This is a genomic window from Psychromonas sp. SA13A (genome assembly GCF_011378715.1).
GTDB lineage: Bacteria > Pseudomonadota > Gammaproteobacteria > Enterobacterales > Psychromonadaceae > Psychromonas.
This window is the reverse complement of sequence record NZ_WTKU01000021.1, coordinates 64,046-79,287: the sequence shown is the minus strand read 5'-3', so window position 1 is coordinate 79,287 and position 15,242 is coordinate 64,046. Positions and strand designations below refer to the sequence as shown.

The following is a 15,242-nucleotide window of genomic DNA, read 5'->3' as shown; positions in this document are numbered from 1 at the left end:
GGTTGAGTCATCGTCATTTGCAAGCACATCGATATCAATCGCTGCATCTTCGTTAGTGCTTGCTGTATCGTTATTCACAACCGTTAGGTCATTAACCGCATCCACGGTGACGTTAACCGTGGCTTTCTGCCCTTCAGTATTGGTATAAGTGAAGCTATCAGTGCCGTTAAAGTCAGCATTTGGCGTGTATTTCACGGTGCCATCGGTGTTGATTGACACGCTGCCGTTGGTGCCTTGGGTAACAGAGGCTACTGGTGAGATCGCTGCTTCAGTGCCATCGGTTGAGTCATCGTCATTTGCAAGCACATCGATATCAATCGCTGCATCTTCGTTAGTGCTTGCGGTATCGTTAGCTACGACGGTTAAATCATTAACCGCATCCACGGTGACATTAACCGTGGCTTCCTGGCCTTCTTCATTGGTATAAGTAAAGCTATCCGACCCGTTAAAGTCAGCATTCGGTGTGTATTTCACCGTGCCATCGGCATTAACTACTACTGAACCATTAGCGCCTTGAGTCACACTTTCTACCGGCGAAACCGCCGCTGCAGTGCCATCGGTTGAGTCNCCGTTAAAGTCGGCATTTGGCGTGTATTTCACGGTGCCATCGGTGTTGATTGACACGCTGCCGTTGGTGCCTTGGGTAACAGAGGCTACTGGTGAGATCGCTGCTTCAGTGCCATCGGTTGAGTCATCGTCATTTGCAAGCACATCGATATCAATCGCTGCATCTTCGTTAGTGCTTGCGGTATCGTTAGCTACGACGGTTAAATCATTAACCGCATCCACGGTGACATTAACCGTGGCTTCCTGGCCTTCTTCATTGGTATAAGTAAAGCTATCCGTGCCATTAAAGTCAGCATTTGGTGTGTATTTCACCGTGCCATCAGCATTAACTACTACTGAACCGTTACTACCTTGGGTAACAGAGGCTACTGGTGAGATCGCTGCTTCAGTGCCATCAACCGTATCGGTGTCATTCGCAAGTACATCGATATCAATCGCCGCATCTTCGTTAGTCGTCGCGGTATCATCAGCCACAACCGTTAAATCATTCACGGCATCGACCGTGACATTAACCGTGGCTTCTTGGCCTTCTTCGTTGGTATAAGTAAAGCTATCCGTGCCGTTAAAGTCTGCATTCGGTGTGTATTTCACCGTGCCATCGGCATTAACTACTACTGAACCGTTACTACCTTGGGTAACAGAGGCTACTGGCGAGATCGCTGCTTCAGTGCCATCAACCGTATCGGTGTCATTCGCAAGTACATCGATATCAATCGCTGCATCTTCGTTAGTGCTCGCGGTATCATCAGCCACAACCGTTAAATCATTAACCGCATCCACGGTGACATTAACCGTGGCTTCTTGGCCTTCTTCGTTGGTATAAGTAAAGCTATCCGACCCGTTAAAGTCAGCATTCGGTGTGTATTTCACCGTGCCATCGGCATTGATTGAGACTGAACCATTAGCGCCTTGAGTCACGCTTTCTACCGGCGAAACCGCCGCTGCAGTGCCATCGGTTGAGTCATCATCATTTGCAAGCACATCGATATCAATCGCCGCATCTTCGTTAGTCGTCGCGGTATCGTTAGCCACAACCGTTAAATCATTAACCGCATCCACAGTGACATTAACCGAGGCTTCTTGGCCTTCTTCGTTAGTATAAGTAAAGCTATCAGTGCCGTTAAAGTCAGCATTCGGCGTGTATTTCACCGTGCCATCAGCGTTGATAGTCACGATACCGTTGCTACCTTGAGTCACGCTTTCTACTGGTGAGATCGCTGCTTCAGTGCCATCAACCGTATCTGTGTCATTCGCAAGCACATCGATATCAATCGCTGCATCTTCGTTAGTCGTCGCGGTATCGTTAGTCACAACCGTTAAATCATTAACCGCATCCACAGTGACATTAACCGTGGCTTCTTGGCCTTCTTCGTTGGTATAAGTAAAGCTATCTGTGCCATTAAAGTTCACATTCGGCGTGTATTTCACCGTGCCATCAGCATTAACTACTACTGAACCGTTACTACCTTGGGTAACAGAGGCTACTGGTGAGATCGCCGCTGCAGTGCCATCAACCGTATCGGTGTCATTTGCAAGCACATCGATATCAATCGCTGCATCTTCGTTAGTGCTTGCGGTATCGTCAGCCACAACGGTTAAATCATTAACCGCATCCACAGTGACATTAACCGTAGCTTCCTGACCTTCTTCATTGGTATAAGTAAAGCTATCCGTGCCGTTAAAGTCAGCATTCGGTGTGTATTTCACCGTGCCATCAGCATTAACTACTACTGAACCGTTACTACCTTGGGTAACAGAGGCTACTGGTGAGATCGCCGCTGCAGTGCCATCAGCCGTATCGGTGTCATTTGCAAGCACATCGATATCAATCGCTGCATCTTCGTTAGTGCTTGCGGTATCGTCAGCCACAACCGTTAAATCATTAACCGCATCCACCGTGACATTAACCGTGGCTTCCTGACCTTCTTCGTTCGTATAAGTAAAGCTATCCGTGCCATTAAAGTTCACATTCGGCGTGTATTTCACAGTGCCATCAGCATTGATTGAGACTGAACCATTAGCGCCTTGAGTCACGCTTTCTACTGGCGAAATAGCCGCCTCTGTGCCATCGGTTGAGTCATCATCATTTGCAAGCACATCGATATCAATCGCTGCATCTTCGTTAGTGCTTGCGGTATCGTTAGCCACAACCGTTAAATCATTAACTGCATCCACGGTGACATTAACCGTGGCTTTCTGCCCTTCAGTATTGGTATAAGTAAAGCTGTCGGTACCGTTAAAGTCAGCATTCGGTGTGTATTTCACCGTACTATCGGTGTTGATCGACACGATACCATTCGCGCCTTGGGTAACAGTGGCCACTGGTGAGATCGCCGCTTCAGTGCCATCGGCTGAGTCATCATCATTCGCAAGCACATCGATATCAATCGCGGCATCTTCGTTAGTGCTTGCAGTATCGTTGGCAACGACAGTTAGATCGTTCACGGCATCAACCGTGACATTAACCGTGGCTTCCAGGCCTTCTTCATTGGTATAAGTAAAGCTATCAGCACCGTTAAAGTTCGCATTCGGCGTATATTTCACTGTGCCATCGGTGTTGATTGACACGCTGCCGTTGGTGCCTTGGGTAACAGAGGCCACTGGTGAAATTGCCGCATCAGTGCCATCGGCTGTATCAGTGTCATTCGCTAAGACATCGATATCAATCGCTGCATCTTCGTTAGTGCTTGCAGTATCGCTGGCTACGATGGTTAAATCATTAACCGCATCCACGGTGACATTAACCGTGGCTTCCTGGCCTTCTTCATTGGTATAAGTAAAGCTATCCGTGCCATTAAAGTCAGCATTTGGTGTGTATTTCACCGTGCCATCGGCATTAACTACTACTGAACCGTTGCTACCTTGAGTCACGCTTTCTACTGGCGAGATCGCTGCTTCAGTGCCATCGGTTGAGTCATCATCATTTGCAAGCACATCGATATCAATTGCCGCATCTTCGTTAGTCGTCGCGGTATCGTTAGCTACGACAGTTAAATCATTAACCGCATCGACCGTGACATTAACCGTAGTTTCCTGGCCTTCTTCATTGGTATAAGTAAAGCTATCCGACCCGTTAAAGTCAGCATTTGGCGTGTATTTCACTGTGCCATCGGCATTGATAGTCACGATACCGTTGCTACCTTGAGTCACGCTTTCTACTGGTGAGATCGCTGCTTCAGTGCCATCAACCGTATCGGTGTCATTCGCAAGCACATCGATATCAATCGCGGCATCTTCGTTAGTCGTCGCGGTATCGTTGGCTACGACGGTTAAATCATTAACCGCATCCACGGTGACATTAACCGTGGCTTCCTGGCCTTCTTCATTGGTATAAGTAAAGCTATCAGCACCGTTAAAGTTCGCATTCGGCGTGTATTTCACTGTGCCATCGGTATTGATCGACACGATACCGTTGGTACCTTGAGTAACAGAGGCTACTGGTGAGATCGCCGCTGCAGTGCCATCGGTTGAGTCATCGTCATTTGCAAGCACATCGATATCAATCGCTGCATCTTCGTTAGTGCTTGCGGTATCGTTAGCTACGACGGTTAAATCATTAACCGCATCCACGGTGACATTAACCGTGGCTTCCAGGCCTTCTTCATTGGTATAAGTAAAGCTATCAGCACCGTTAAAGTTCGCATTCGGCGTATATTTCACTGTGCCATCGGTGTTGATTGACACGCTGCCGTTGGTGCCTTGGGTAACAGAAGCCACTGGCGAAACTGCTGCTTTAGTACCATCAACTGTGTCGCTATCATTCGCAAGCACATCGATATCAATTGCCGCATCTTCATTAGTCGTCGCGATATCGTTATTCACAATCGTTAAGTCATTAACCGCATCGACCGTGACATTAACCGTGGCTTTCTGGCCTTCTTCATTGATATAAGTAAAGCTATCAGCACCGTTAAAGTTCGCATTCGGCGTATATTTCACGGTGCCATCGGCATTGATCTTCACGATACCGTTGGTACCTTGAGTCACGCTTTCTACCGGCGAGACTACAGCAGCACTGCCATTATCGACGGCATCAGTACTATCATCATCATTGGCTAATACATCAATATCAATCGCTGCATCTTCGTTAGTCGTCGCGGTATCGTTAGCGACAATCGTAAAGTCGTTCACGGCATCCACCGTGACATTAACCGTGGCTTCTTGGCCTTCTTCGTTGGTATAAGTAAAGCTATCCGTACCATTAAAGTTAGTATTCGGGATATATTTAATTGTGCCATCAGTATTGACTGATACTGAACCGTTGGTTCCCTGTGTTACGCTAGCCACTGGTGAGATCGCCGCATCAACACCATCAGCCGTATCACTATCATTGGCTAATACATCGATATCAATGTCAACATCTTCGTTGGTCAAGCCTGAATCAGCATTCACAACCGTTAGGTCATTAACCGCTACGACTTTAACCGTCGTGCTAGCCAGATTGCTTGTATAGGTTCCATCACTCACTTCGAACGTAATAACACGTTCGGATTCATCTGGGGACTGCGAATTATTGTCATAGGTAACTGTTCGTAAAACCTGTTGATAGTTAGCTAGGCTGTCTGGACCGGAAAGGGTGAGGACACCAGAATCGTAACTGGCAGTGATCGATGTACCTGTTGTATCTACAGAGAGCGTTTCTGAATTAATATCAAGCAGGTTTGTGAGTGTGACGGTTACCGATGTCAAGTTCGAACTGCTGTCGCTTCTGTTATCGATGATTGTTGCATCATTATCCGCAATCAAAACGGCACCACCGTCTTCTGTCCAAGTCGTCTCAAAATCTGATACTGTTGCAGCTGATGAGTCGTCCGCATCCAGATCCAACTGCAGTCTAACAAGATTATCGCCCTCAATTGTCCAGCCGTGGTCGGTAATCAGTGAACTCCTATCAGTAGCAGAGGCATTATAATACAATCCGCTTGCTCCTAGAGTGATGCCAGTGATGTCAGACTTCACGGCCTGTGCAGCCCAACCAGTCAAGGTTGCATCATAATTATCCATCGATAAACCTGATGAACTTAGCATGTTGCCCATATTAGTTACGTTATTGATCTTCCAACTGCCAATGTCCTGATCAAAAGCACTGGCATACCGGAACATATTGAACATCGTCGTAACGCTAGAGGTATCCCACTTCCCTATATCCTGATTAAAGGCATAGGCAGCACGGAACATATTTTGCATAGTCGTAACTTGAGAGGTATCCCATTCCCCTATGTCCTGGTTAAAGGCAATGGCACCAAAGAATGTAGACTGCATACTGGTGACATTAGAGGTATCCCACGCCCCTATATCTTGATTAAAGGCAGAGGCAAAGGCGAACATGCCATGCATAGTGGTGACACTGGAGGTATCCCAATCTCCAATATCTTGGTTAAAGACCGTGGCAGATAAGAACATATCCCGCATATTAGTGACACTTGAAGTGTCCCAAGTACCGATATCCTGATTAAAAGAAGAAGCACCATTAAACATTCCGTACATGTTGGTCACATTGGACGTATCCCAATCGCTGAGATCGGCATTAATACTGGTCGCACCCTTAAACATCTCATAAAGATTGGTTATTTCAGATAAGTCAGGCGCATCTGTCGCATTGATAACTAAGTTCTTCGCACCATCGAAGGCATCATCAAGATCCTGCCATACGATATTGCCCCATTGCTCGATGGTTAATAGCTTGTCAGCATCACCGAGATTCGGGGTCTTACTATCTTCGTTGGCGTCGAAGTTAATGCCGGGGAAGTCGCCAACAATGGAAACGGTATATTCACCTGCTTTATCATATTCGTGTTCTGCTGGACCCGATGTGTGGGTTGAGGATGTGCCATCTCCCCAATAAACAGTAAAATTAACAACGCCAGAGCCATTGGTTCCAATTGGAATACTAATTTGGTTATCTTCAGATGTGCCTGCATTATCCGTTTGCCAGGTAGTAACAAAGCCATCACCCGCACCAACAGTTAAGTTGACGGTTCCTGTGTCACTATTTCCGTTGCCATCTGTAACTATATAATCAAAGCTATCAGTTCCGGCGTTGGCAGCTGTTACCTTAAGGCGGCCATCTTCGCGTAGTTCGATAACCGTGCCAGATGCTAGTGTGATTGGTGTCCCTGTAACGAGATCGGCTGTAGCATTGCCATTAGCAGTATCAATGATTTGGGTAATTATTAAGGTATCACCGTCCGCAACGGTGTCATTACTCAGCGGGTCAACGGTAACTGGAACACCAGCGGAGAGAGTAAAGGCATCATCGACGGCTTCTGTGGTTAAATCATTAATGGCCAACGTGACAGCCTGCGTATCACTTAAGGGGTCAGTGTCATTATCATCAGTAGCAACCACATTAAAACTATAAGCCGATTTAGTTTCAAAGTCTGGATTATTGGTTAACGTGACTTCTCCAGAACTACTATCAATAGTAAATTTGAGGGCATCAGTACCTGATAATGAATAGGTAATGGTAACGCTATCAACATCGGTTGCCACGGCGGTATAAACAACTTGTCCTGCACCACTATTTTCATTAATGGCAGTCACGGTGTCACCAGAAGTAATAACTGGCGCATCATTTACAGCTGTGACCTTCAAAGATCTAAATAATTTGTTACTTTCGCCTCCATCTCCATCTGTGACAATCATTGAAAAACGACGTATTGGTGATTCCGTTGGATTTTCCGATGTATTTTCGTATGATATATTTTGAAATGTCGCTTCCACTGCTTCAACGGTCGCTGAAGAATTGAAAGTGACCACCAGCGCAGTGTTTCCTGTGGTAGACCCAGTATAACTACCAATAACTATGCCGCCATAGGTTATATCAAAATTATTTACGCCAATTTGCCCCGTCGCTGTCCCTTGATTACGTATATCCAGACGGTCTTCCATTTCTTGTGCTTGAATTGTATTTGTGAAAGACAGTTGGCCGCCATCGAAGTTAACTGAATCATCATCATCTAACGTTGTTTCGCTTGCTATTAACACGATTCCATCGTTTTCGGTATATTGGAAAGTCGCACTTGTGTTACGTATTACTGGACTATCATTAACGGGTGTAACAGATGGATCAACATCTCCAGCAATTCCATCTGTTGTTCCATCATTTGGTGTAAGTGTAAATGCAGGTAAATCCATCCCTGCATTAACTAATTCGAGACCATTGGATGTTAAAAGAACTTTCCCGACATCATCGCCAGTGCCAAGAGCATAGTTTGTAGTATCGCTTAAAGTCACTGTGACTGTATTTCCATCTACATCACTGGTACTAAATGTAGCTACAATAGAACCGACCGAGTTGGTATCAGCATCTTCAACAAAATTGTAAGTGGTAACTTCAATATCAGGCGCATCGTTGACGGCTGTAACTTTGATTGAAGGTATAGTAGTTTTACTACTAAAAGCCGTACTACCACCGTGTGAAGATGAATCGACTTTTTCTTCATGTAAACCAGAAGTCTGATCCCAAGCGACTAATTGAAGAGACGTTTCTGTTCCATTAAAATTGTCATTAGGCACAAAACGTAAACTATCAGTATCGGCCAATAAAAGTGTGACTGTTTGACTGGTTTCTCCAATATCAGTCCAATCATCATCGTTAAACGTTTCATTAGAGCCTAAATGATATTGCCATGTTCCGTTTGAACTTGAACTTGCGATTATGCCAACACCTTCTTGCGCATCTGTATCTGCATCAGTTATAGCATCATCGGCGGCACTTTTAATGATTTCAGAAACGAGATTACCTACATTATTAGCGTCATCTTCTTGAATATCAGTCAATGACCAACCGCTGTCAATGGCAATAACGGGCGCATTATTATCAGCTAATAAATAACCCCACTCTTGCTGAGTATCGACATCAATAACCACATCGGTTTCTATTGTGCCGGCTTCATATTCAAGCTCCCAGTCTCCACCAAGGTCAGTGTGTCCAGTTGCATCATCGGATGCGGCCACATCGGCATCGGTTAATTGTGATAGCGTATCAATAAACGCGATACCCTGCTCATCGGCGGCGAGGTCACAGCCGTAGATAAGCCAATCACCCTCGGCTGAAAATGCATTCCCCCACTGGCTTATTGTCTGTGAGTGTTGAGTTAATTCGCTTTGGCTTAATTGGCTGTTACCGACCTGCACTGAACCTGATGAGCCATGGGAAATAAGGTGCACAGCATCTAGGTTTTGTTGATCTGCGAGGATTTCACTGATTTGCTCAATACCATTACGGTTTGAATCTAGAATAATCACTTCAAGAGTAACGTCATCATCGGTTTGTGATTGTATGCTCTCGACTAATTGCGCGTAATCTTCTACATCGGCATCAATAATGACCAGTTCGTGACGAATATCGGTTGTTTGTGACGTTGACTCAATCAGCAATTCGGTATGGTCATCTTGATCATATTGGTTGCTGTCTTGGTTAGGGTCATTAATAGCTGTATCTTGCGCGTCAATATAATCGAATTCTGCCTGCGCATCGCGTAAAATATCTTCCGTTGACATGTGATCAGGTAAATCGAGATCACCAGCAGATAGATCTAACCCCGGTAAGTCAGCTGACAGTAAAATACGCGGCTCAAGCCCTTCAATAACAGGCGCGTTATATTTACGTTTTTTAATCGATGTCGATTTTTTCATCACAAATTTCATCACCACTACCCCCCTAATTCTGAGGAGTAATTAGTAGTAGCAGTGGCCATTAAGTAAGACAGTGAATAAGGTTGATCCCACTGAAAAGCGTATTTTGTATAGCCTTTGAAACCCGTTAGTAATAAAGGCATTAGATTCGCAATATCCCCTTCTCTGTGTTTAATGATGGTCAACAAAAGAGTGCTCCTCTTCTGCGGCTAGATCATGAGAAACCGACACTTGTTCGGTAGAGTGATGAGTAGATTGAGTCACGCTAGCAGTTTGAGTTTCCGTTGCGTTATCTTGCGATATAAAACTAACTTTACAGCGCAGACCCGCAGGGATTTCATAATCTGGGTTATCTAATGTAAGACGAACGCCGTAAGTGCCACTGGCGACATCGGCAACGCGATCAATACGGCTAACGGTTGCTTGCCATGTTTGATCGACCGCATCTGACCTTACGTCTGCTAACATTCCTTTTTCTACTTTGCCCATTTGCTCTACTGGAATAATGACTTCAACATTTAAAGGAGAGAGTTGTGCGATACGAACAATAGGTTGATCGTCAACATATTCACCTAGTGTTTTAAAGCGGTCCATGATGAAACCAGTTATTGGGCTACGAATAGTATGGCGATCCACGACTTCCTTTGCGCGTGCATATTCCAGTTCAGCTAGCTTTTGATTATCAAGTGCCTGATTGAGTTGTAGTTGAGTCAATTTAGTTTCGGTTTGCGTTTGATCCATCTCTTTGCTCGATATCATTGAGCGTTTATACAGATCTTCAATACGCTTGCTTTGTCGTTCGCCAAACTCTGCATTGGCACGTCGTAATTCAATTTCAGCTGTCAATGAGACACGTGTACGAGCGAGTTCAAGTGATGCCATATCGACTTTTGATTCAAGTACTGCTATCACGTCTCCTGCTTTAACAAAATCGCCGCGGTCAACGTTGACTGATTGTAATACACCTGGAATATGGCTACCTAGATCAGCTGTCTCACTGGGGTCGATAACACAATCTAAAAGCTCTAGATCATTGAGTAAGGGATCTGTTTCTTGCGCTACCACTAAGGCAGGTAACCAAGTAATCTGTAAAATTAATAGTAAAAAGCCATGTTGAAGTCTCATGCGACTCATAAATATTCTCACATTTTTATATGATATTACGCTGTTTCTCACTGGCCTTCATCGGCCATGTTGAGATCTGATATAAACAGCTAAAAAGTAACAAATAGTTGAAATCTATATTTCAACTTTACGTATATTAAAAATAAAATAACCTTTTTAATTCAAAGAATTGTTAAGGTTTATTGTGCAGAACCTGAGCATGGTATTGTTCATGTTCAGCACTTGAACTTGTTCGACCTATCCACCAAAACATTGTATGTAATGTGTTTAGGCCGTTAAGGGTAGTAAATATCTTAAAAATAATCGTTGTAGGCCCCTCATCCATTGCCCCCACAAAGATTCTGAACCATGGTTAAAGCGTATATAAGCTCGCTCACCAATACCTGTCACTTTTGTCCCTTCAGGTAGTGCAATATCTAACTGAAAAACATTTTCAGTGGCCGTTAAGCCTGTCTCGTCTCGCATGTCGACACTAATTTCACCACCTCCGAGTGCACCAAGCGCAATACTAGGCAGTGATGAACCACCAGCAGGGACTTCGCGTATTAATGTCCCTTGAATAGAGTCAGTCATTTGTCCGGGCAGTTTGACCTCAATGGAATCAGGTTTTGAATGTAATAAATCTGCATATTCTTGTTTTACTACAGCACGTACAATCGGTTGTTGATCTTGAATAACGTAGCCTAATATGTCGCCCTGATTGACAAATTCACCTCTTAGCTGATGCGGATCATGTAAGATAAAACGACCTTTAACTGGGCTTATTATCTTTAATGAGCTTACCTGTTCGCTGACTTTATTTAATTCTGCAGTAACTGCTTTAATGTCATCTGCAACCATCGCACCACGAACCCGACTGTTATTTCTCTCAGAGATCTGTTTTGTGCTCAATTCTCTTAGTCGAGCTTCTAATATAGTACGTTCTGTCAACAATGATTGATCTTTTAGTATTATAAGTAGCTCTCCTGCTTGAACCTCAGTGCCTGAATTGACCACAACCGATTCAACAAAGCTATTAGAAGGGCTTAGGATCTTACCATTATCATCGAACCAGATAATCCCTTGCGCTTGAGTGGTGAGTGACACGGGTATCTGTACTAAACCTGCACATACAATAATAATTAACCCAATGGTCGATATAGCACGTAGACGACGCGCCTCAAGACGAGGGCTAGTCAGCAGAAAATACAATGTTTGTAATATCGGTTTAAGTATTTGCTTGAATATCGCCCAGCTCGCTAAAATAACACCGATAATAAAAAATTCACTGGGTAAGTACAGGGCAATACCTATCAACACTATCAAGCGATAAAGTGGTGATGCTAAACCATAAAAAAGGAACCAAGCTGACTCACCATGCGCGGTAACAGGTGAGCGTAATCCCTTTATTCCAAGTGCATATTTCTGCATTAAGTAGAGATAAAACTGGCTTGCACGGGAGGCTAAGTTTGGAATTTCAATGAGGTCGGAAAGCACATAATAACCGTCATAACGTAATAGTGGATTACCGTTAAATAACAGTGAAGATACACCACTAATAAGCATTGTATTGAAGGCTATTTCATGAACAAGGCCGGGTTCGCTAAGCAGCCAAACAAATAACCCTAATGCTGCTAAAAACAATTCAACCAATATGCCCGCAGCGGCAACTATCGCACGACGGCGTTTATCGCGAAATGCCCAAGATGCAGATGCATTAATATAGGGTACGGGCATAAATAATAGCAGTGTAATACCGGTATCATGGGACTCGCCCCCACCCGCTTTAACCGCCATACCATGGCCTAACTCATGCAATATTTTAATCACGGGGTAGATCAACCAAAAGGCGATTAACTCCGAGGGGCTGAGACTTTTATCTGCAACTGCCGCTACGATCGATTGCATATTGACTACCACTAAAACAAGTGCAATAACGATTGTTATCAGCCAAATCCAAAGCCCTTTTACTGAAAAAACAAACCTTGCTAAGGGGGCTAAGTAGTTCAACAGTCGATCAGGATCAAACAATGGAATTCGAATCGCCAGTGGGTTACTTATCACTGAACGCTTTGAATGTCGGGTTTGATAATAGCGGTTTAGCACCTCTTGCTTACCAACAGGAAGGCCGTTACGTAATACTTCGGCACGTTGTAATTGTGCCAAAATATTTAATATATCTTCAATTTCAAGTAATTCATCAATTTCTCGGTTTTTATTAACCAAGTACATGATTTCCTGCATTGAGAAATCACCATTTAATCTGCCAATCACTTCATAGGCAGTGGCATTAAATCGGGTAAATTTACCACCTGATTGATCATGCAGAAGGTACCAACGTTCCCCTCGATAATCCTGCACAAGAATTTCTACGTGCTTACGCAGATAAGGGCGTAATTCTGCTACATGTTGCCAAAGGGATGAAGTTTGCTGTTGTTTATTCATCGCTTAGAAACCCAAAGACCAAGCCCAAAGGCGTAATCGAGAAACGAGCGAATCAGTCCAAACACTTAATAAACTCCCACGACCAACGACTATCTTTGCGGTTCCCTGCATACCAGGACGCAAACCTTCGGGGGAGTCGATGATGTCAGACTCTACTCGAAAATTATTGCTACCCTGCGTCACTGAGGCGATGGGAAAGATCTGTGAGATGCGTAATTTAATTAATTGATCAGATAAACCTGTTAAACGTAAATTTGCATTTTGTCCCAACATCAGATTAGCAACATCATGCTCATCTACTTGTAGTGTTACACGGTAATTTTTAGCCGGTATTACCTCAAAAAGTAATTGTCCGCGCTCAATCGGTGCGCCAAGCGATTGGCTCCAGTCTCCACTAACTAATAAACCACTAAATGGTGCCTTTAATTGAGTATGCAGCAATCGCTCCTCAATACTCTCCAATTGCGCATCAGTTTGTGCGATGCTAGCTTTCAATATGCTGATTTGAGCACGGTCTCGTTGTGCTAAAGCCTGATGGTATTCTTTCGCTTGTTTGTCTCGTTCGCTAGACCACTTATCATATTCAAGCTGTAAATCTCTATCGTCTAAAGTTGCCAGCACTTGATTTTTTTCAACTAAATCACCCGCTCTCACCTTAGCAGTTGCGATATAACTGCTGAAAGGAGCAACAATCGACTGTTGCACTTTTCCTTCCACAGAAGCTGGCGCAGTAATAATATGATCCGTTTGCAACAGTGTTAACAGCCCTATCAAGATGATACTTGTAAGCGTAATCAATTTAGTACGAAAGTACCCAGGACCGATTAATCGATTTAGTTGCTGTTTAATATTATTCGCCGCTTTTTTCCAAATCGGTAACGAATTATTAGTATGTAAACGAACCACTGGCGCGATACTATTAGCAATAGTAACAAGTCGTTTAATCGCTTCGGCGTTAAAGCGATTACTCTTCTGAGAAACGAGTGTTAATACCCCTATCGGGCTTACATCATCACGTAAAATAATCGAACAAACTGCGCCATTTTGATCATTGAGTAGCTGCTGGGTATGTTTATGAATAACTGAGGTTGTTTGTTTTGAATTAGCTTGAATAATAATATTTTCATTCTGTTCTACACACTCCTCCATCGCAAATTCAACTTGTCTAATACGCTCAATACGACGGTCGAAATGAAGTTGATGTGATACGCTTAGTACTTTCACTTGTAAGCCTTTAACCAAGCCGAGCTCTACTCTGGTACAGTCAAAATGTTCCGCAATAAAATTACAAAAATGGTAACCGCTTACCGGCAAAGGTTCATTTACGGCAAGTAATGCAACAGCATTTAAAGCAAGTGTTGCGTCGCTATCCTGTCGTTCACTTTTACGTTCCAACATTTTTTCTAGGAAAACACTACCCCACTGTAATAATTGCAATACAGCTTGGCATTGCTGCTCTGACCGAACAGCAACAGCGAGAACAACAACACCCACAACTTGCCCTTGCTGGACTAGTGGATTAGAAATATAATCAATAAGTTGTGAACTATCATCAAGCGCTTTATTGACTCCTCCTGTAGCACTCTTAATAGTATTTACTGCAATATTGGTAAGTGTTGAAGAGAAAGAATCAGCATTAGGCCAAAGGGCGATACTTTGCAGATCTTCTTGGTCTGTCTTGGTTAGAAATATGCTTCCACATTTAACATTTGAGATCATGCTACATTGCCAGTCTAGCCAATGTGAAGCCTCATTTGAAAACACGGTTGTCGTTACAAGTTTAGTCAATCTATTTTCTCTACATTCTCTAATTTATTAAAATATAATTTTGCTTATCCACTTACTTATTTTAAATCTAAGTAGCTTAAACGGGTGAATTAACTTTATTATTTGAAAGCCTTAGAGAAAACAACCTATTTTAAGCAGTTTAATCACTATGATTTATTATTGTAATATGATTAATAAAACCGTTAACCTTGAAAAAAGCTAACCTTTTATCGATTAAATAGATTTAAATCACCTATATAAAAACATCAAAAAAATAAAAAAAACAGAGACTTATTAATTGTATTTTAACACTTCAAAAACACCTCTCCCTATTAAGAGTTATTTTTATATGTAAATATTTGATAAATATAGATTCGATAATAGGAGCAAGCAAGTTTTTTTTTAAAAATAACAAAAAAATTACTTGTTTTGTTAAGCAGATTTTTTATTTACAAAATGTAATTGATAACTATTTATGAAATTAAATATAATTTAGTGCAACTGTTACTTTATGTTGTGTTTTTGTCTTATAAATAACAGCCCTATTATTGAACAGTAAACAATAGAAATGAATAAGTAAGTTCCTTCGACGTCCAACTAAACCTCAACATTCAGCTAAACGATACTAAAAATACAATAAAAAAATCCGCACTTGTTTAACAAGTACGGATTTTAAAAGTCGTTTATCGGTTATTTTTACAGTCTAACCAATAAAGTGA

4 protein-coding genes are annotated in these 15,242 nt (G+C 43.0%); all 4 read right to left on the bottom strand.

The genetic code is table 11. The features are described from left to right. A partial coding sequence (locus GQR44_RS15955) for an Ig-like domain-containing protein (protein WP_240923685.1) occupies positions 1–9,219 on the bottom strand: 9,219 nt, incomplete at its 3' end. 159 nt (positions 9,220–9,378) lie between these two features. Further along, positions 9,379–10,341: an efflux RND transporter periplasmic adaptor subunit gene (locus tag GQR44_RS15950; protein WP_166372697.1), complete on the bottom strand. Its 963-nt coding sequence runs from the start codon at positions 10,339–10,341 to the stop codon at positions 9,379–9,381. 258 nt (positions 10,342–10,599) lie between these two features. Beyond that, entirely contained in the window at positions 10,600–12,756 is a 2,157-nt protein-coding gene (locus GQR44_RS15945) for a peptidase M50 (protein WP_166372696.1), read from the bottom strand. Positions 12,757–12,759: 3 nt separating this feature from the next. Then, positions 12,760–14,544, bottom strand: a complete 1,785-nt coding sequence (locus GQR44_RS15940; protein ID WP_166372695.1) for an HlyD family efflux transporter periplasmic adaptor subunit — start codon at positions 14,542–14,544, stop codon at positions 12,760–12,762. Positions 14,545–15,242 lie beyond the last annotated feature (698 nt).